10 protein-coding genes, 1 pseudogene and 1 riboswitch are annotated in these 21,173 nt (G+C 52.2%); of the genes and pseudogenes, 1 reads left to right on the plus strand and 10 read right to left on the minus strand.

The features are described 5' to 3' along the window. Positions 1–640 precede the first annotated feature (640 nt). From ACKI3C_RS00585 to ACKI3C_RS00605, 5 genes are all read right to left on the minus strand, one after another. Entirely contained in the window at positions 641–1,966 is a 1,326-nt protein-coding gene (locus tag ACKI3C_RS00585; RefSeq protein WP_407401062.1) for a dockerin type I domain-containing protein, read from the minus strand. Positions 1,967–2,075: 109 nt separating this feature from the next. Then, positions 2,076–3,206, minus strand: coding sequence for a hypothetical protein (locus ACKI3C_RS00590; protein WP_407401063.1), 1,131 nt, complete (start codon positions 3,204–3,206; stop codon positions 2,076–2,078). Positions 3,207–3,285: 79 nt separating this feature from the next. Continuing rightward, positions 3,286–4,446 (minus strand): SusF/SusE family outer membrane protein, encoded by a 1,161-nt coding sequence (locus ACKI3C_RS00595; RefSeq protein WP_407401064.1) that lies wholly within the window; start codon positions 4,444–4,446, stop codon positions 3,286–3,288. 36 nt (positions 4,447–4,482) lie between these two features. Then, complete coding sequence (locus tag ACKI3C_RS00600; protein WP_407401065.1) at positions 4,483–6,195, minus strand: RagB/SusD family nutrient uptake outer membrane protein; 1,713 nt, start codon at positions 6,193–6,195, stop codon at positions 4,483–4,485. Between the two features lie 21 nt (positions 6,196–6,216). Next, positions 6,217–9,321, minus strand: coding sequence for a SusC/RagA family TonB-linked outer membrane protein (locus ACKI3C_RS00605; RefSeq protein ID WP_407401066.1), 3,105 nt, complete (start codon positions 9,319–9,321; stop codon positions 6,217–6,219). Positions 9,322–9,590: 269 nt separating this feature from the next. Between ACKI3C_RS00605 and ACKI3C_RS00610 the strand changes: the two genes are divergently transcribed. Then, a complete protein-coding gene (locus tag ACKI3C_RS00610; protein ID WP_407401067.1) occupies positions 9,591–10,631 on the plus strand; it encodes a LacI family DNA-binding transcriptional regulator in 1,041 nt (346 codons plus the stop codon). A gap of 561 nt (positions 10,632–11,192) precedes the next feature. On the opposite strand, the pseudogene ACKI3C_RS00615 reads toward ACKI3C_RS00610, so the two are convergent. The 5 genes and pseudogenes from ACKI3C_RS00615 to rpoC form a co-directional block, all read right to left on the minus strand. Then, a pseudogene (locus ACKI3C_RS00615) lies at positions 11,193–11,632 on the minus strand (GxxExxY protein). A gap of 327 nt (positions 11,633–11,959) precedes the next feature. Then, complete coding sequence (locus ACKI3C_RS00620) at positions 11,960–13,114, minus strand: dockerin type I repeat-containing protein (protein WP_407401068.1); 1,155 nt, start codon at positions 13,112–13,114, stop codon at positions 11,960–11,962. Positions 13,115–13,155: 41 nt separating this feature from the next. Beyond that, a complete protein-coding gene (locus ACKI3C_RS00625; protein WP_407401069.1) occupies positions 13,156–14,304 on the minus strand; it encodes a YncE family protein in 1,149 nt (382 codons plus the stop codon). After that, entirely contained in the window at positions 14,305–16,374 is a 2,070-nt protein-coding gene (locus ACKI3C_RS00630; RefSeq protein ID WP_407401070.1) for a TonB-dependent receptor, read from the minus strand. A 33-nt stretch (positions 16,375–16,407) separates the two neighbouring features. Beyond that, a riboswitch (cobalamin riboswitch) is annotated at positions 16,408–16,607 on the minus strand. Positions 16,608–16,852: 245 nt separating this feature from the next. Continuing rightward, entirely contained in the window at positions 16,853–21,163 is a 4,311-nt protein-coding gene (rpoC, locus tag ACKI3C_RS00635; protein WP_407401071.1) for a DNA-directed RNA polymerase subunit beta', read from the minus strand. Positions 21,164–21,173 lie beyond the last annotated feature (10 nt).

Here is a 21,173-nt window from a genome sequence, read left to right on the forward strand (position 1 = left end):
GAGCAATCTGTTGTAACTATACTACAATAGATTTTTATCCGCGCGGGGATCTCACATGATTTTGTAATGAGAGGCTGAAAGCCGACACGCAGAACGTAGTTCTGCACATAACCCTGTCCTAACTGAGCGCAAGCGAAGGCAGGGCAGGGTAAACGCGATACACTGTACCGCGGTTGAAGACCGCAACCTTGAACCCAGAAAGTCCATTAGGGCAAGAACAAGATTTTAGATTATCATTGTGTCAGGATTTGTGCTATATTGAGCGAGTATATGGGTTCATATATGAACGAAAGATAGTGCAAATCACGCCAATGAGAAGCAAAATATTTTCATTTGTTCTAATGGACTTTCTGGGTTCAAGGTAGCGGTCTTCAACCGCGATTTTGTTACACTTCACACCCCCCCACCGGCAGCCCGCAGGTCTGCGACCAGCGGTTACCCAAAGTTACGACCTCCCTGAGGTCTAAAAATCCACAATATATATATTTTCAATGAAAAAAATCAGTGTTATCAGTGAGATCCGCGCGGGGAGTTCCATTGGTGAATAGTTACGATATTCTAGAGCCTCTAGATAGTCTAGAAAAAAAACTGCAGCCCCCGTGCGGAGGCTGCAGATATTTAAGTGTTGTGGTGTGCTAAATTACTTTGCACCAAGGATGATGTTGATAACTGCGTTAGCATCTGAAATGTCAACAGTGCCGTCACCAGTTACGTCAGCGTGGGGATACAGAGTTGCATCATCCATGCCGAGAACGATGTTGAAGAGGATGTTAGCATCGGTGATGTCAACAGTACCGTCATTGTTGATGTCGCCCTTAATGGGTTCGGGTTCGGGACCAGCAGCAGCCTTGACTGTGAAGGTAAGAGCTGTGGGGTTGAAAGTTACAACGTACTTGCCGTCGCAAACCATCTTGTAAGAAGCGTCGCCGTTAGTTGAGAGCTGAGTAGCAGTCTCAACGCCTTCAGTTACGTCCTCGTTAGCCTCGAGGGGACCGAAACGGAATGCGTTCACCTTGTCCCAAGAACCCTTAGCGCCTGAGAAGATGAAGTAGTTGTCGCCAGTGAATTCGAACTCGCAAGTGTAGTTGTCACCGTCCTTAACGAGCTCAACGGGAGCAGCGGGATTCCAGTCGCAAACTGAACCAATCATGTAGTAAGCCTGCTCGGGCTCATCGGTTGAAACAACGGTCATAGTGCGAGCGTTGAGGTCAACAGTTACCTCGTAGAAGCCCTGTGCGAGCTCGAAGCTGTAGTCTGTACCCTCGTCGCCGAGTGCGATAGCCTCGCCGAGCTCCTCAGTTACGCTGTACTGGTTGTAGAGCGCACCGAAACGATACTGGGCGATACCAGCCCAGTTAGAAGCAGTCTTAGAGAGAGCCTTAGTGAAGCTGAAGTTAGCAGCGCTGTCAGCGATTTCGATGTTAGCCTTGTAAACTACGTTGTCAGCAGTAGTCATCTTGGTACCCTCGTTGGTGTTCCAGTTCTGACCGTTTACTGTACCCATGATGTAGAGGCCGTCGGGAACGATCTCTTCGGGAACAATTTTGCTGTTGGGGTGAACTACGAGTGTGAGATCCTCGAGGTTGAAAGTGAGGGTGTAGTTACCTTCTGATTCGATAAGGAATGCGTTGTTAACGTCGATACCCATCTCGTTGCAAGCGATTTCCTGGTCGAAGTTGGTAGCGTTGATAGCATAGTTGTTCCAGGGAGCAGCAATACGGAAGTTTGCAATGCCGTCCCAGTCGCTTGAAGAAGCACCCTTCTCAGTTGTGAAGCTGAAGTAAGAGCTTGCCTCGAAGTCGTTAGTGTAAGTAAAGATGTTGCCATCCTCTGTCTGCATCTCTACGGGATTAGCGGGATCCCAGCCGGTACCTGCACCGCAGTTACCCAAAATGTAAACATTAGCAGCCTGCATACCGAAGATAGTTGCAGCAGCTAAGCACATTGAAGCGAAAAATTTCTTCATAGTTTTTGTTTTTTAATAGGTTTATAATTGAACGTTCAATTGTTGGGGTTGGCCGAAGCCGGATTAATGGTTCCGGCCAACCTCATAATTGTTTTGTTAGTCTAATGGATTACTCCTCAACAGCCTCGAAGTAGAATGACTTGAGAAGGTCGTTGAAGTAAACCTTGTAAGTACCAGCGGTACCCTTGATGTTGTCACCACCTACGCAAGTGCCCAGGGGGAATGATGCTGAACCCCAGTCGTTGCCCCAAGCACCGTTAGCACAGAACTTGAACTCGCAATCGGTTGCGAATGTCACTGTAGAGCTCCAGTCGTGGTTCTCGAGAGTTGCGTTAGTGGTTTCGGGATTCATCAGGTCCTCGCTGGGAGTCCAAGCGGTAGCCTGCCATGAACCGGGCATTGACATTGCTGTGTAAACGTCGCCGGCAACATCGAGCTTCTCATAAGAGATTGTGAGGGTCTTAACGTTGAAGACAATCTTGTAGTAACCCTCGTCAAGCTCAGGCTTGAAGGGGTTGATGTTAGCCTTAGCGGTAGCATCGTCGGCGCTGGTGATAGTACCGTCGTCCTTGCTTGTGCCGATTACGGGATAGCGGCTACCCTCTTTCTTGTAAATCCAGAATGTAGAAGCTTTGTCGAGCTTGCAAGCAAAGATAAGTTCCTCGTAGTTAACGGGGTTGGGGAACATAGCCACGCATGACGATGCGAGATGGCTACCAGTTCCGTTACCCACGCAGTTACCGCTGATGTACCATACCTCGGGTACGGGTACGGGAGCAGTAGTTACAGTGAAGGTACAAGTCTCAACCTTGTTAACAACAGCCTGGCCGTTGCAAGAAGTGTAGGCAGTGATGGTCATGGGAACAACGCGCTGCTCGCTTGCTGTGCCGTAAAGCTTAATTACTGCGCTTTGAACCATGTCGTCAAAGGCCTCGCCAAATGCGTTAACGGGAACCTTAACCGACTTAGTCTTGTCGGCATTGTGGAATTCGCAGTTGAAGATAGTAGTTGCATTCTCTACATTAGCTTTAACTGTGGGAACGAAAACGGGAATTAACGTACCTGTTTCGGGGGTTACGTTGAAGTCAACAGCGGGTACACTGGCAGCTGTGAAAACTACCTCGTAGGGAGCCTCGGGATCGTTACCCATAGGCGATGCCCAGTCCTTGAAGTCCTCAGTACAAGATGAGAGGAGACCGGCTACCAATGCTATTGATAAAAATGATGCAAATTTTTTCATAAGTAAATTGTATCGTTTTAATTCTCTCGCTGCATCGGGGCCACTGTTGCGACCCCGGTGCAGGTCGAGATATTAGTTATTACTCAATGCGGCCTGTGTCCTTAGTGAAGTTGAGATAGAACTTCTGACCAGCCTTACCGTCAACGCGCTCTTGGTCGTCGCCAGCTCCACGATAAGAAATCTTGTCGCCGTCGAGGCCCACGATGAACTCGCTCTGCCACCAGTCGTGGCCGGGAATCTTAACGTAAGCACGTGCACCGCCGTCGCCAGCTACATCGTTAGCAAATTCGGGTGATACGAATTCGCCGTCGGCAGTTGTGGGAACAGTGAACATACAGCCTTCTTCCTTCTCGCTCCAGTCAGCCTTGGGAGTGATTGTACCCATCAGCCATACCTCGGGCTTGTTGAAGGTTACGGTGTACTTGATGTCACGGCCTTCAATGTTGCACTTAACGATCATCAGGTACCAGCCGGGCTTGCTTGATGCGATGTTGCCGTCGCCGTCGATGATCTCGTCGCCGAGTTCGCTCTCAGGATCAATAGTGATGCCTGCGAAGCCAACCTCGCCACCATCCCAAGCAGTATTAGTATTGAACTTGATACCGCTGCCATCGATGTAAACAAGGTGCCACAGCTTATCGGTCTCGCCGTAGGTCTGAGCCATTGATACGCAGTTATCCCAGTTCCAACCGCAGAAGTTACCCACAACATAGAGGGTCTCAGGAGCAGTAACTGGTGGCAATGAGAATTCAAGAGCAACTTGCTTGAATGAAACGATGTTACTCAGGATGCGTGTAGTTTCAACAGCGTCGCCAGTGGTCTTGGTCATCACTGCCTCGGCCTGGAAGTAAACGGGAATTGTCATGGGGAAGTCTTCCTCAGTCTTGCCGCGCCACACCATGATATCGGTGAGGGTGCTTGCCAGTGTGGCAGCGTCGAGCTCGAGTGTGGGAGACTTAGAGTTGATCTCCATGAAAACCTTGTCGCTCATGTCGGCTTCGGTTCCCACCCACACGTTGTAGGTAGTTGCAGCGGGGAAGCCATAGTTGGGCTGGCTGCAAGTGAGCGTGATAGTTGACGAGTGAGCCAGGTCCACCAGATTGTCCTGATTAGCGGGTGTGTTGAGCACAAACACGCTAGGTTCAGTGAGGGTGGGGTTCGACCCATTGTCATCGCTACATGCTGTGAACAGTGCGAGGCCGCACAGCATCAGTAATGTTGACTTAATATATTTTTTCATATTACTAAAATCTCAAATAATAGAATTACACCTTAATTATTTGTAACCGTCGTTCTGGTGGAGGTTCTTGTTGGCAATGATGTCACTTGAGGGAATCGCAAAGATGTTGCGGAATGCCTCGAAGTTGCGGCCGTTGTACTCGCCACCCTTCCACTGCCAGATGTAGTCGCTGTTGCCACCGAACTTGCCGAAGCGGATGAGGTCGGTGCGGCGGTGACCCTCGAAGTAGAACTCGCGAGACCACTCGTCGAGGATATCGTCAAGAGAGTTGATCTTTGTCAACGGGCGTGCGTGAGCGCGATTGCGGAGGATGTTTATGTTTTCGAGAGCGAGTCCCATCTCATTCTGGCGAGCATAAGCCTCAGCAAGGATAAGGTAAGCCTCAGCCTTACGCATCAGGAATACGTCCATGTCGGGGTGAGTTGCGTCCTTGGTTGTGCTACCGTCGGTAGTGAGGTTGTTGAACTTAGCAACTGCATAGCCCTGCTTGAATGTGCCGGGATCCTCGATGTTGAACGAGCGTCCTCTTGTGTCGAAGAGCGCGCGGTCGTCCATAGCAGCTGAGAAGGTCTCATAAGCATAGAGACCCTCGGGAGCGTCATCCATGGGGAAGAACTTGCGCACGAGGTCGGGACGAGCACGGTTACCACCCCAAGCCTGACCGCTCACACCGTTAACGGCACGCTTAGCGTCATCCTCGAAGAAACTGTCGTAGGGAAGGTCGCGCATGTCACCATCGTGAGTAGAAGCGATGAGGAACAGAGATACACCCCAAGAAGTGGTGCGCTTACCGTCGCTGATGAGGGGGAAGATTGCCTCCTCGGCAGCACTGGTGTGGTCGTTGTCGCCCATGAAAAGCATCTGGTAAGCAGTGAACTCCCAAATTTCAGTGAATGAGTTTTCGGTACCCGGCTCGGTGATAGTAACTTCCTTAGAAGAACCATCTAAGTTGAGATTGTAATGAGAATCCTTAACCAATTGTGCATAATCCTGGGCCTTCTTCCACTGGGGAGTGCCAGTGTAAACCTCAGCATTGAGGTAGAGGCGAGCGAGGAGCAGCCAAGCAGCAGCCTTGTCAACACGGCCGTAGCGTGGATCACCGCTCTTGTGATACATATCATCCTCAAGCACCTGTTTATTGTCGGTCTCAATCTCGCCAAGGATAGCGCGGAGCTCGCTCTCGATGTAGCTAAACAACTCAGCGCGTTTCTTCTGCTGGGGAGCTTCGCTAGAGATAGTGGTGGTGAAAGGAACGTTGCCAAATGCGTCCATGAGCAGATACATCTGGAATGCACGCAAGAAGCGCACCTCGGCACTCATTGTTGCATTATAGTCGTTAAACACCATGAGATACTGGTTGCAGTAAGAGATACCCACGCACAGGCGATAGTAGTAACCGCGCAGCATGGGGTGAGATGCGTCGTAGGTGTTGTAGCAGTAGGTGGGCACACCCTCGTCGCCCCAACCGCAGATTGCCTCGTCGGTTGTGAGCTCCTGGCTATTCCAGTACTGACGATAGAGGCCAGATGTACCACCGTCGATACCATCAACGTCGCAGTCGCCGTCGGCACCACCGTTACCAGCGAGTGCAAAGTTGGCGTAGCACTTGTTGAACAACTGTTCGGGTTCTACCTCGGTCTGCACTGAGGGATCGATGGGAGTCACGTGCAGGTCGTTGAGGCAAGATGTAAGTCCTGTTGACAGCAGCATGGCTGCCACGGGAACGATATATTTTAAAATCTTGTTCATTGTTCTTGTTTCTTTATTGAATTAGAAATTGAGACTCAGACCCACGATGAATGAGAAGGGACGAGGATAAAGGTTGTTGTCGATGCCACCGAATACCTCGGGATCGATACCTTTGTACTTAGTGATGCAGAACACATTATTAACTGTAGCGTAAACACGGCCGCCTACACCCTCGTAGCTGTTGCCCTTGAAGAGGTTGTTGAAGCTGTAACCCAGGGTGATGTTGTCCATCTTGAGGAATGAACCGTTCTGTACCCAGCGGTCGCTCAGTGTTGAATAAGTGTCATAAGTCTGCCAGCCATAGTTGATGGCGCTTGAGAGACGGTTGTTGAGGTAGTTACCGCTCACACTCTCAAGGATAGAAGCGGGACCCACGTTGCGGAAACCGCACTCTGTGTCGTTGAACACGTAGTTGCCCAGGTTAGCACGCATGTTGAAACCGAAGTCCCAGTTCTTATAGTCGAGGCGTGCGTTGAAGCCCATTGAAACGGGAGCCATGGGGCTCTTATAGAAGTACTTGTCCTTGTCGCTGATCACACCATCGGCGTTGCGGTCAACAAACATACCCTCGATGGGCATGCCCTTCTCGTCGTAAACCTGCTGGAACACGTAGAATGAGCTTGCGGGGTGACCCACAGCATGTGCCTGGCAGTTAACGCCTGTACCGCTGCTGATGCCGCCTGTGGGAACGAAGTAGTCGGGATCGTTGTCGATGAGCTCGGTGATCTCGTTCTTGTTGTAAGTGAAGTTGTAACCCAGGTTCAAGCTGATGTCATCAGTCTGGATAGCCTTGTAGTTGATAGTGAACTCAATACCGGTGTTCTTGAGAGAACCGATGTTCTGGTTCACCTGGTTGCGGAAGTTGCTCATTGCAGCTACTGCAGCATAGTTGATCAGGTCGGTAGTCTTCTTGTAGTACCAGTCGATTGTACCGGTGATGCGGTTGTTCATGAAACCATAGTCGAAGCCCACGTTGGTAGTGGTAGTAGTCTCCCACTTGAGGCTGGGGTTGTAAGCGTTGGGACGAGCGAGCGTACCGTCACCCAGGAGGTCATAGAAGCTACCCACAACGCCGGTGCTCATAGAATAGTTAGCATAGTAGCCATAGTCGCCGATGCCTTCCTGCTGACCGGTCTTACCCCAACCGAGGCGGAGCTTGAGGTCGCTCAGGGCTTCAGTGTCCTTGAGGAAGTCTTCCTTCTTGATGTTCCATGCAAGAGCGGTTGAGGGGAAGTAACCCCACTGTGTGTTGGGAGCACCGCTGAGCCAGTTGAACTTAGAGCTACCGTCGGCACGCATGGTGAATGTGAGGAAGTACTTGCTAGCGTAAGAATAGTTCAAACGACCGAAGAACGAAACGAGATAGCTCTCTGTGCGATAGCCGAGACCGTTGTTCTGGAGTGTCAGGGTGTGGAGCTGTCCTGCAAGAGGTTTGACATTGCCCTTCTCGTCTGTTTCGGTGAGTGCAGAGTTCATAGGATAGAAGTTGCTGTACTCGCTGTTCTCCTTGCGCCAGAAGTGCTGCCACTCGTAACCACCCATGATGTCGAAGTGGTGATTATCGGTGAAGTCCTTGTAGTATTGAGCGTAGGTGCTCAGAGTGAGGTTTTCCTTAACCTGGTCTGACCAGCCAGTGCTGCCCCAGTAGCAAGCGTTGGGGCTCGCGGGGTCAACTGTAGTGGTCTGCTTACCACCGCTAAAGTCACCACCCAGAGTGAGGTGGAGGCGCAGGTCCTCAAAGCCGTGGATCTTGTAGTCGATGTCGGCACTACCAGTGAACGAGTGGCTGTTAGCGCGGTCGTTCTTCAGGTCGAGGATTGCAACGGGGTTGCGGGGAGCGTTGGTGTTGGTGATTGTGGGCCAGTTAGCGTCGCCCATAGCTGAGTTACCAGCGAGCCACTCATAGTAGCCACCGAAGTTCTCAAATCCGGGAGCCTTGACGGGCTGGGTGGGATCCATGCGCACTGCGTTACCGATGGCGCCACCGTCGGCATAACGGTTCTTACCATACATGTACTTAGCGTTCAAGTTCATTGTCAAGTGGTCGTTGAGCAATGAGGGGTTGAGGTTAGCAGCCACGGTGTAGCGCTTGAAGCTTGAAGTCTTGAGGATACCGTCCTGGCCGGTGTAACCCAGCGAGAGGCGGTAGGGGAGAATGCTACCTGCCGAGCCGGCAACAGTGATGTTGTGGTCGTGGCTCAGAGCTGTGCGGTAGATTTCGTCCTGCCAGTCGGTGTTGGCTGTGCCCAGAGCAGCAAGAGCATCTTCCTCCTTAGCGTGTCCCTTGTAGAGCTCCTTAACGAATGCGCGATACATGTCGCCGTCCATGAGCTCGAGGGTCTTCTTGTTGGTGTTCACGGTGAAGCTGCCGTTGTAAGAAACACTGGGCTTCTGGCCGCGTTTACCCTTCTTGGTAGTGATGATGATGACACCGTTAGAACCGCGGCTACCATAGATAGCGGCTGCCGATGCGTCCTTCAAGACGTTGAAGCTCTCGATATCATTGGGGTTGATCATTGCAAGACCGTTGGGGAAACCCTTAACGCCACCGTTGTCCAGGGGCACACCGTCCACCACGATGAGGGGGTCGTTGCTTGCGTTGAGTGAGCTACCGCCACGAATACGGATGGTTGCTGCACCACCAGGGGTACCGCCACCGCTTGTGACGCTCATACCGGCAACCTTACCAGCGAGCATGTCCTGAGCACTCACGGTGACACCCTTGTTCTTGGTGTCGGGCTTGAGGGCAGTGACACTACCGGTGAGGTCGCTTTTCTTTACAACGCCATAACCGATCACGACCAGGTTGTCGAGCACCTGAGCGTCATCTGCCATGACAATCTCGAGTTGGGGAGCCGCAGCAACTTCCTGAGCCTGGTAGCCGATAGAAGTGATTTGCAACTTTGCTCCTTGCTTCACATTGTTGAGTGTGAAATTACCGTCAAAGTCGGTAACAGTTCCTGTTTGTGTACCCACAACGCGCACCGAAGCACCGATAACGGGCTCACCTGTATTGTCCTTGACTACACCATTCACAGTGATCTGTGCGTATGCGCCAATAGACAGGAGAAGTCCCATCACCAGGGCCAAAAGGCGTGCGGGAATTTTAAAGGTTTCCTGCTTCATCTTTTGATTTTGTTTTAGTTAATAATTTATTTAATTTAAGTTTTTTTTAGTTGTCGTTTACGTTTATGTAAGTGCAGGGTTGGTTTGGTTTTCTGGCCAACAATCCACTGTAAGTGCAAAATAACTTTAGTATGCAAAGATAATCATTTGATTGACATATTACATATATATTATGTGTTAAAATTTTTATGAATTGTGTGCAATCGTTTGCACCAATCGTTTTTTTTGCTTACTTTTGCGTCATAACTAATGACAATAACCCGTTAACTATGGACGAACCGCATGTATTAACCATGAAGGATATAGCCCGCATGCTAGGCGTGAGCGTGGCTACCGTGTCGCGTTCATTGAAGGATAGTCCCAGCATCAGCAAGTCGAGGCGTGAGGCTATACAGAAGTTTGCCCGCGAGCACAACTATTATCCTAATGTCATCGCCGAGCAGCTGCGCAACAGCCGCAAGGGGCCGGTGAAAACCATCGGTGTGATTATTCCTGAATTTGTGCATTACTATTTCTCAACCGTGCTCTCGGGCATCGAGGAACGTGCGCAGGAACTTGGTTACCGCATCCTGGTGGCGCAGAGCAAGGAACAATATGAACGCGAAGTGCGCATCTGCGAGTCTTTTTACCACAATAAGGTGTGCGGCATCATCGTGTCGCAAGCCAAGGATACTGTGACCTACGACCACTTCCAGAAACTTGAAAAAGAGGGAGTTCCGCTGGTGTTCTACGACCGCATTTGCCCTGTGCTTAATGCCAGCCGCGTGGTGGTGGACGACTACATGGGCTCGCTCAAGGCGGTGTCTTACCTCATAGAGCACGGGTGCAAGCGCATCGCCTACTATGGCACATCGCACAACATGGAGATAGGCAAGAACCGATTCAGCGGCTACAAGGACGCCCTCTACAAGCATGGGCTCACGCTCGATGAGGACCTGGTGAAGATGTGCGACACGCGTGCCGAGGCCGAGCGCATCACTCCGCAGATGTTGAAGATGAAAAATCGTCCCGACGCGTTCTTCGCCGTCAACGACGACACGGCGATAGGTATTCTATATGTGGCTAAACACATGGGATTTAGCGTGCCCGAGGAAATCTCGATATGCGGTTTCACTAATGGCGAGCGCGCGCTGGCGTGCGACCCTCAGCTCACCACTGTGGAGCAGCGCGGTATCGACGTGGGGCGTGAGGCGGTGAATATTCTAGTGGGTATCGTCGAGGGCGAGATAGACCGCAACCGCGCCGAGAAACGCATCGTCAAGACTCGCCTAGTAGTGCGAGGAACCACCAAGAACGAAGAAGAACGATGACGATACGCTTCGCTACGATGACGATGACCGTCTTTTATTAAGAAAATGAGTGATGGCGAATGTTGTTTTTTGGCTTTCGCCAAAAAATGAAATGATAGTTGGGATTGTGTGTCGTGAAGCAAGCTTCAGCCCCACAGTCCCAACTATCATTTCGGTCGGCCTACGCCCGCCCCCACATTCGCCATCACAAAATAAGGCTTCGCCCAAAATCAAGCTCGCTTTCCGCGAGCAAAATAGAATACTCTTTCCTGCATCTTGAGTTATTCAACTTTAGCTTTTATATAAATGATGCTAATTTATTGTCCAGTAGGACAATATCTGAATAATCCCCACAGCCGAACCGAGCGAAGCGAGCTCGGCAAAGTGAGCAGCGGTAAGTCGGCGAAGCCGGTGCCGCGGATAGCGAACCTTTGCCAACATTCGTAGTGGCGGTGGGGGTGTGGTTAACTCGCAAAAATGCGTCCAGCAGGACGCTAATCGGAGTAAATTAATGAGATTCAAATGGTTCCACATGCTAAAATTGAGTTATGTTGTCGCTAAATAATGTTCGTGGTGCTTTATTTAGAACGCCTTAACCACTCCATTTTTATAATAATATCGTTCTATTTGCGCCTTGGGATTAGTTCCAAAGTTTACGAGAATGGCAATAGGGTATCCAGTTCCACGCAAATAGCCAAATGTTTGTGAGCGTTCGCGAGAGGTCAATTCAGAGATTGCTTTGCACTCAATAATAACATTACCACGCGGCATCTCAACGACAATATCCATTCTTAACTCACATCTTAATGTTACCCCTTTATACACAGGGTGATGTTTATTTCGCGCTTATACTTAATTCCATGTGAATTTAGTTCCACGCACAAAGCCTCTTGATAAACATATTCAGGTAATCCATTGCCCAAATCGTTGTGAACTTCATGCATGCACGAGATAATATCAAAAACATAGCGGCGCAACTCGTCGCGCAAGCCATTTTCAACAGGTAAATGAGAATATTCCATATCAATAATTAATTTAGACTAGCAAAACATCAAGTGTTTCAGTAATAGATATTAAATAATTAGTGATTGATATTTAATGTATGGTATTTTATGTTTAATATTTAGCATCAAGCATCTAGTATTCTATTTTGCTCGCGAATAGCGAGCGTGATTTTGGGCGAAGCCCCATTTTGTGATGGCGAATGTGGTGGTCGCAGACCGCTTGAAATGATAGTCGGGATTGTGGGGCAGAAGCTTGCTTCAAGACACACAATCCCGACTATCATTTCAGTATTGGCGATAGCCAAAACCACATTCGCCATCACTTATTTTCTTCATAGCGGACGGTTATTTCCCGTTGAGAATGATATTGAGGAGTGCATTGACGTCGGTGATGTCTATTGCGCCATCGTTGTTGACGTCGGCTTCGGGGAGGTTTTTGGTTGTGAGGATGGCATTGATTATAGCGTTAGCGTCGGTGATATCTACTGATCCGTCGCCATTAACGTCGCCGGTGATACGATCTGGCTCTGGCACAGCGTCGGGGTGCAGGTCGATGGCACCACCCACCTCGGTCGATGTCTCGCCCAGCCAGCCGCATTGCTGCAACACGCCGTTATACACCTTGATGTACTTCACCTGCTTGATGTCCACGTGGTTACCCTCGCTGTCAACAGCCCAGTCGAGCTTGAAACCAAGGTTCTGACCGGCTTGCGGCTCGGTGCCGTTATACCTGTAGTCAGGGCGGTTATCCACATATCCCCAGTCATAGAAATACTGCACCCAGTAGGTTCCCTGTCCACTTTCGTCGGCGGCATTGCAACGCAGTTTGCTGCCCTCGAAGGTGATTTCGTCGCCCTCATACCACTCGGGCCAGTAGCTCTGGGCGTGGAATGAGTTCTTATAGACATGGCCTGTGGTGAGGCTGTCAACGCTGTTGCAGGTCCACGCCACGTAGCTCGTATCGACAATCGCCTTGTTTTTTGGGTCGGGTGTAGCAACGTGGTCGGGCGCAGGCTTGTAGTACGTGATCTTGAAGTCGTGTTGAGTGCGGGGATTGTGATACTCGCTGCCGGCCAATTCATACCAAGGACCGTTCAAGTCGTTGGCAACCATTACGATACCAGGCTCACTGCTACCGCCGCTATTGCTGCTTTGATTGGCTTGGTAGGCGTTGCCGAAGATCTGCATGTCATACTCGCCCTTGACGTTGACCAGCGGGTGGTCAAACGAGAAAATCACGTAACCGCCATAGCTGCCTAGCGAAATCATGCTCTGGGCGATGACTTCTTCCTCGTCCTCCTCGTCATAGTAGCCGCAGATGCTGTTGGCAACGGCTTTGAGCACGTCGGCCTTGGTCATATCGGCCTTGGTGACGGGCATCATGTTGGTGAACTGTCCCGGTGCTGGCAGGAAGTCGTGTATCTCGGTGATATAGCGCTTGTTCTCTGCGCTGGCACACAGCGAGATAACCAGCGATAGCGCGATGATGATTTTTTTCATTGTTATTTTGTTTTGTGGCTAGAAAATCTAGATTGTTAATTTTATTCTGTTTTGGTATCGCCCAGGAAGACGAAGTGGCCCGGAATGTCGCCTGTGCGCACGTCCCATTTGAGCACGCCGTCCTTGCCGAAGCAGTAGAGCCTACCGGGTGAAATATAGTCCTTGGCGTCGGTCACGAATATATCCTTGGTGATGGGGTTCACAGCGATGCCGTAGGGGATTTGTATCAGCTTGTCGGTGCCGTCGGTGATAAAGTTACGCGTCACAATTTGTTGTGTCTCGGTGTTGATGATGGCGTAAGACACTTCGTTGCTCATTGTGACGTAACTCCACTGGGTGCTAACCACATACAGCGAATCGCCGTCCATCCAGCATGCGCTGGCGGGAATATCCATTTTCTTGACAATGCGGTGCTTGCGCGTGTCGTAGGCGTAGATGTTGCTGGGTATGTCATAATAGTTACCTCTTGAGATAATCCACAGGACGCCATGTCGGTCGCTTTTCACTGACAGGAGGTTAATGGCGATGGGTATGCGCTCAACCTCCTTGAATGTGGCTATGTCGATAACAGAGATGGTGTTTTCATAGTTTGGGAACCGATATCCGCCTGAGTTGGCGACATATATCTTGTCCTCAACAATTTCCAGTTCGTCGGGCTGGAATCCCACGAGGCATTTATCCACCACCTCGAGTGTTGCTGTATCGACCTTGGCGACATATCCCAGTTGTTCATAGTTGGGGTCGAGGATTACGGGGCCGGCATAGCTGGTGACGTAGGCATACCCCTTGTGGAACTTGATGAAGCGGCAGTTGGGGATCTCGATTTGCCCCAGTCGCTTCAGGGTATTCTTGTCCATGACCTCAATCTTGTTAGAGCAGTTTATCACGGCATAAAGGCGTGTGCCGTAGATGCCCAGGTCGTTGCCCACGTCGCCCATCTCCTTGGGCACGTCGGGGTTGGCCTTGGCATAGCAGTTGCGGGTGTAAACGCCCGTGGTGTAGTCATAGAAGTCGAGCGTGGCTTTGTTGTTGCCCCTGTTGCCCTCGTTCAAGACATAGAACCCCTGCACGCTGGTGAACTCGGGGCGAGCCACCTCCACCTCCTCGGGAATGAAGATGATGTCCTCGTTGCGGCAGCTTGTGGCAATCAGCGCCACGATTGCTAATATCGTGTATGTGAGTCGTTTCATTTATATGTCGAATTTGAGGATAATCTTGAAGTTGCGACCCGGCATGGGGTAGTTCTGTATCACGTCGTAGTACTGGTTGAAGAGGTTGTTGACCTCGCCAGTGACCTTGATGCGTGTCTTGCCCACCCCGAAGGTGTAGTGGGCCGAGATGTCGTGGGTGTACCACGGCTGCTCGTGGTTGGCGGGGATGTTGCTGCTGGTGTGGTAGCGCTCGCCCACGTAGATGAAACTGTAGTTGAGCTCCACCACGTCGCGCCACGAGGCGTGGAACACGGCGCTGCCGCTGTGCCAGGGTATGTAGGCAATCTGCCCCTTGTAGGTGCCGCCGTCGCCATAGTCGTCGGGCTTGCTGTAGTCCTGTGCGCGCTGGTAGGTGTAGTTGAGGTTGAGGTCAAGGCGCACGTCGCGCAGGGGGCGCAAGCTGGTGCGGGCGGTCACATCCACGCCGCGTATCTTCACCTTGCCTATGTTCATCATCATCCATCGATATTGGCCAGTACCCTTGGGTACGGCTATAATTTTGTCGGTCACGTGGTTATAGTAGGCGTCGGCACTGATCTTGAAACCAGCGAAGATGCCTTCTTCGGGCATGAGCTGGTACTGGAAGCCCAGGTTGTACTGATCTACATACTCGGGCTTGAGCGACGCGTTGCCTATGTCGGTGTAATACAGGTCGTTGAATGTGGGCATGCGGAAGATGCGCTTGTAGAACGCCCTGAAGTTGAGGTCGTGCTGCACCCAGGGGGCATAGCTGAAGAATGCCGCGGGGGTGAACTTGTGCATCCACTGGCTGTGGTGAGCAATCGTCTGTCCGGCATTGCGCGACTCATGCAGGTCGTTGACCATGGTGTAGAGCAGGCTTGCCTGTGCCTTGAAGCCGCCCAGAGTGTAGGCCGTGGCTAGGGCCGCGAGGCCGGTGTGGCGGGTGGGATAGGAGAAGTTCACGAGCGTGGAGTTGAGGTAGTTCCACTTGTAGTCGAGGCTCAAGTTCACGTCCCAGTCGCGCACGATGGTGAACTTGTTGGCGCTGGAAACGTATATCTCGTCTTGCCAGAACTTGTTGTCGATGAGCATGAGCGTGGTGTCGGGGTTGACATAGTGCATGTAGTCGCGGGCATACTTGGCATTGACCATTGCCTCATAGCGCTCACTCACTTTCTTCTGCCAGCCTCCCTGTGTGAAGAAGTTGCGGTCCCACTGCCGCTGCGAGTTTTTCCACACGTTGTTGACGATGGCACCGGGGATGCCGCGCTCGCTGTCGTAGTAGTAGAACTTGGCGTTCCACTTGCCGTCGGGGATAGCACCGAACACCGCTCCCTCTGCTCGCCACGCATGCACGTCGCCGTTGCGTCGCAGCGCAGTGGTGTCCCATGCCAGTGTGCCGTCGCTGAACTTCTTGCGGTAGCGGAAGTGATACTGCCCCGAGGCATAGGTGTATTCCGCGTTGAGCGTGAAGCTCACGCTGCGGTTTAGCTTGTGCTCCCATCGCAGGCTGGGGTTTACCAGGTCAAACGAACCGGTGCGCATGGTGAAGTTGATGTTGTCGCGCTTGCCGTCGTTGAATTTGGGCTTGCGTGTGCGCAGGTAGATGGTGCCCGCGCTGCCATAGTCGCGTGCAGGCTGGAAGATGTCGCTTTTCTGTCCGTTGTAGAGTGAGATTTCCTCGATGTTGTCGAGCGAGAACTTGCCCAGGTCTATCTGGCCGTTCTGCGCATTGCCCAGTTGTATGCCGTCGTAGAACACGCCCATGTGGTTGGTGCCCATGGAACGGATATCGACGGTCTTTATGCCGCCCACGCCGCCATAGTCTTTGAGTTGAACGCCGCTGAAGTAGCGTATGGCGTCGGCAACGCTGTGGCTGTTGAGACCCTCAAGGGTCTTGGCACTGAGCACCTGTGCCGGAATCACCTCGGCGTATGGCTTGCGGCCATAGACTATCACATTCTCGAGATATTGCATCGAATCGACGCTGTTAACACGTCGCTCGGGCACAGAGTCATTGCTGCCAGTGGCCGTCACGGCCTGGCATAGTACTGTTAGGGATAATAAGATTGCTAAAAATCTTTTCATTGCTCTAAATCACCGAAAGCCTTGAAACACAAGTTAATTATCGTGGCAGCAGGCAGGTTTTCTGGCTTGTCCTCCTCGTGGCTGCGGCATCCTTCCCGTCACTTGGTGACAGTGGTTGTCGCTGAAGTCGCCTCGCATGAGACACAGGACTCACAGCAGCGGTTTCTGCCCGGGAATTACACCCGGTTCCCTATTACCCCGGCAAGCCGGGCACCCATTGCGATGCAAAATTACTAATAAATCTCCACGTGAGAAAATTATATTTTATAAATTAGAGTTATTTCTCCTCCTAAACTATCGAAATCTATTGAAAACTATTGAAAACTATTCCTACACTATTGAAATCTATTGAAAACTATTTCCTAGCCTGTTTATCGTCCATTGTTTAATCGTTATTCTTGTTATTATTAAAGCAACTGCGGCGGCACTAGTTGTTGTAGTGTCGCCGCAGTTTATATGTCAGGGGTTATCCCTATAATCAGCGGATGATAGCCTCTTCGCCCACGAGCTGGGGTTCGTCGCCCATGAGTCCGGCAAGAGCAAGCTCGTTCTTGTTGCCCACGAGCAGGCTCTGGTATTCGCGCAGACCTGTACCAGCGGGGATGAGGTGACCGCAAATCACGTTCTCCTTCATACCCTCGAGGTAATCTACCTTACCCTTGATAGCTGCCTCGTTGAGCACCTTGGTGGTCTCCTGGAATGATGCAGCACTCATGAAGCTTGAAGTCTGCAATGCAGCGCGTGTGATACCCTGGAGTATCTGTTCGCTGGTTGCGGGCACTGCCTCACGCACCTTGATGAGCTTGAGGTCGCGGCGTTTGAGTGCAGAGTTCATGTCGCGGAGCTTGCGTGCAGTGATGATCTGGCCACGCTGCACCTCGGTCGATGCACCCTCGTCAACAACGATCTTCTTGCCCCAGATGCGGTCGTTCTCTTCCATGAAGTCGCGCTTGTCCACGATTTCTTGCTCGAGGAAGCGGGTATCGCCTGGATCGAGGATGTTGACCTTGCGCATCATCTGGCGCACGATCACCTCGAAGTGCTTGTCGTTGATCTTCACACCCTGCAAGCGGTAAACGTCCTGAACCTCGTTCACGATGTAGTCCTGCACGGCTGTGGGGCCCTTGATGCGGAGAATGTCGGCGGGAGTGATAGCACCGTCAGAGAGCGGTGTACCGGCACGCACGTAGTCGTTCTCCTGCACGAGGATCTGCTTTGACATGGGCACGAGGTATTTCTTAACCTCACCGATGCGGCTGGTTACCACGATCTCGCGGTTACCGCGCTTGATGCGGCCGAAGGTTACCTCACCGTCGATTTCGCTCACGATAGCGGGGTTAGACGGGTTGCGTGCCTCGAAGAGCTCGGTCACACGGGGGAGACCACCGGTGATATCGCCGGCGCCGCCGCTTGATGTGCGAGGTATCTTCACGAACATCTCACCGGGAGTGAGCTCGGCTCCCTCGTCCTTGATGAGGTGTGCGCCCACGGGGAGTGAGTAGGTCTTGATGAGCTCGCCGTTCTTGTCGAAGAGCTGTGCCTCGGGGATGCGGGTGTGGTCCTTGCTCTCGATGATGATGCGCTCACTGTTGCCCGATGTATCGTCGGTCTCGGTGAGGAATGTAACGCCTTCAACGAGGTTGTTGAACTTGAGCACACCGCCCACTTCGCTGATGATCACAGCGTTGAAGGGGTCCCACTCGCATATCACGTCGCCTTTCTTTACCATGTCGCCGTTCTTGAAGAAGAGCTTTGAACCATAGATAAGGTTGGCGTTGGTGAGAGACATCTTGGTGTTGGGGTCGATGATTGAGAGCTCACCCATGCGGCCGATGACGATGTCAACGCCGTCCTTGTCCTTAACGGTGCGGAGCTCTTCGATCTCGAGGCGACCATCATATTTAGAAACCATGTTGCTCACGGCTGCGATGTTGCTAGCCACACCACCGACGTGGAATGTACGCAGTGTGAGCTGTGTACCGGGCTCGCCGATTGATTGAGCTGCAATCACGCCCACTGCCTCGCCCTTCTGCACCATGCGGTGGCTTGCGAGGTTGCGTCCGTAGCACTTAGCGCACACACCGCGGCGTGCCTCGCAAGTGAGGACTGAGCGAATCTCGACGCTCTCGATGGGAGATGCCTCGATGCGCTCGGCTGCTGCATCGTTGATTTCTTCGCCTGATTCTACTATGATTTCGCCTGTGGTGGGGTCGATCACGTCGTGAACTGATACACGGCCCACGATGCGCTCCGACAGGGTTGCCACCACGTCATCGTTGTTCTTAACTTCCTTGCAGACGAGACCACGCAGTGTGCCGCAGTCATACTCGGTGATGATCACGTCGTGAGCCACGTCAACGAGACGGCGGGTGAGATAACCTGCATCGGCTGTCTTCAACGCGGTATCAGCAAGACCCTTGCGGGCACCGTGGGTTGAGATGAAGTACTCGAGCACGCTCAAGCCTTCCTTGAAGTTTGCGAGGATAGGGTTCTCGATGATCTGGTGACCGCCTTCGACACCTGACTTCTGCGGCTTGGCCATAAGACCACGCATACCAGAGAGCTGACGGATCTGGTCCTTACTACCACGGGCACCTGAGTCGAGCATCATATATACTGAGTTGAAGCCCTGCTGGTCGGCAGAGATCTGTTTCATCAGGCACTCGGTGAGGCGAGTGTTGACGTTGGTCCAGGTATCGATGATCTGGTTGTAACGCTCGTTGTTGGTGATGAAACCCATCGCATAGTTGGTCATGATGTTCTCAACCTGCTCGTCACCTTCCTTGATGAACTGTGCTTTCTCTTCAGGAACAAGCACGTCGAGGAGGTTGAATGACAAACCGCCCTTGAACGCCATGTAGTAACCCATGTTCTTGGCATCGTCGAGGAATTTTGCCGAGCGTGGAACACCACACTTGCGTATAACCTCGGTGATGATATTGCGGAGCGACTTCTTTGAGATGAGGGTATTGATGTAACCCATCTCGCGAGGCACGCAGTTGTTGAACATGATGCGGCCGATAGATGTCTCCTCGATGAGCTTTGTGGTGAGGTTGCCGTTCTCGTCAAGCACTTCGCCCATCACTGAAATGATGGCGTGCATGGCTACCTTGCCCTCGTTGTAGGCGATGAGTGCCTCTTCGGGGCCGTAGAACTTGAGGCCTTCACCCTTGTCGCCCTTGCGCAGCTTGGTGATGTAGTAGAGACCCAGTACCATGTCCTGTGAGGGCACGGTGATGGGGGCACCATTGGCGGGGTTGAGGATGTTGTGGGGCTCGAGCATGAGCATTTGAGCCTCAACTACTGCCTCATTGCCCAGGGGCAAGTGTACCGCCATCTGGTCACCGTCGAAGTCGGCGTTGAACGCTGTACATGCGAGCGGGTGAAGCTGGATTGCCTTACCCTCGATGAGGCGGGGCTGGTATCCCTGGATACCGAGGCGGTGCAGTGTCGGCCCACGGTTGAGCAGCACGGGATGACCCTTCATCACGTTCTCAAGGATGTCCCACACCACGGGTTCCTTGCGGTCAACGATCTTCTTGGCGCTCTTTACCGTCTTCACGATGCCGCGCTCGATGAGCTTGCGTATCACGAAGGGCTTGTAGAGCTCGGCTGCCATGTCTTTGGGGATACCGCACTCACCCATGTTGAGTTCGGGACCTACGACGATTACTGAACGGGCTGAATAGTCAACACGCTTACCGAGCAGGTTCTGACGGAAGCGTCCTTGCTTACCCTTGAGGCTGTCGCTGAGTGACTTGAGTGCGCGGTTAGCGTCGCTCTTCACAGCGGTTGACTTGCGTGAGTTGTCGAGCAGTGAGTCAACTGCTTCCTGGAGCATGCGCTTCTCGTTGCGCAAGATCACTTCGGGAGCCTTGATATCGATGAGTTTCTTGAGTCGGTTGTTGCGGATGATCACGCGGCGATACAAGTCATTGACATCGCTGGTTGCGAAGCGGCCGCCATCGAGGGGGATGAGGGGACGCAACTCGGGAGGAATGACGGGAAGCACCTTGATGATCATGTCCTGGGGCTTGTTGATGTCCTTTGACGAGCGGAACGACTCTACGACCTGGAGGCGCTTGAGGGCCTCGGTCTTGCGCTGCTGCGAGTTCTCGTTGTAAGCACGGTCGCGCAGTGAGTTAGCAAGGCTGTCGAGGTCGAGGTCGGCGAGCATGTCGTAGATAGCCTCGGCACCCATCTTGGCAACAAACTTGGCGGGATCCTTGTCGTCGAGCAGGTGGTTGCCTGCGGGGAGCTTGTCGAGGATCTGGCCATACTCTTCCTCGGTGAGGAGATCACCCTTGGCGAGGGCGATCTCGTTGCCGTTGTTGTCCTTGAGGCTCATGCCGCCGGGGTTAACCACAGCGTAGCGCTCGTAGTAAATCACCATCTCAAGTTTCTTGGTGGGCATACCCAGCAGGTAACCGATCTTGTTAGGGAGAGAGCGGAAGTACCAGATGTGGACAACGGGCACAACGAGCAGGATGTGACCGCTGCGTTCGCGGCGCACCTTCTTCTCTGTTACCTCAACACCGCAGTGGTCGCACACGGTGCCCTTGTAGCGGATGCGTTTGTATTTTCCGCAGTGGCACTCATAGTCCTTTACGGGACCGAAGATCTTCTCGCAGAAGAGGCCGTCGCGCTCGGGCTTGTAGGTGCGATAGTTGATGGTCTCGGGTTTGGTAACCTCGCCACACGATTCCTCGAGAATCCAGTCGGGCGATGCCAGGCTGATGGTAATCTTCGAGAAATTGCTTTTTATCTTATTGTCTTTTCTAAAAGCCATTGTTGTAACT

The sequence above is a fragment of the Sodaliphilus sp. genome, from assembly GCF_045598405.1.
GTDB classification, from domain to species: domain Bacteria; phylum Bacteroidota; class Bacteroidia; order Bacteroidales; family Muribaculaceae; genus Sodaliphilus; species Sodaliphilus limicaballi.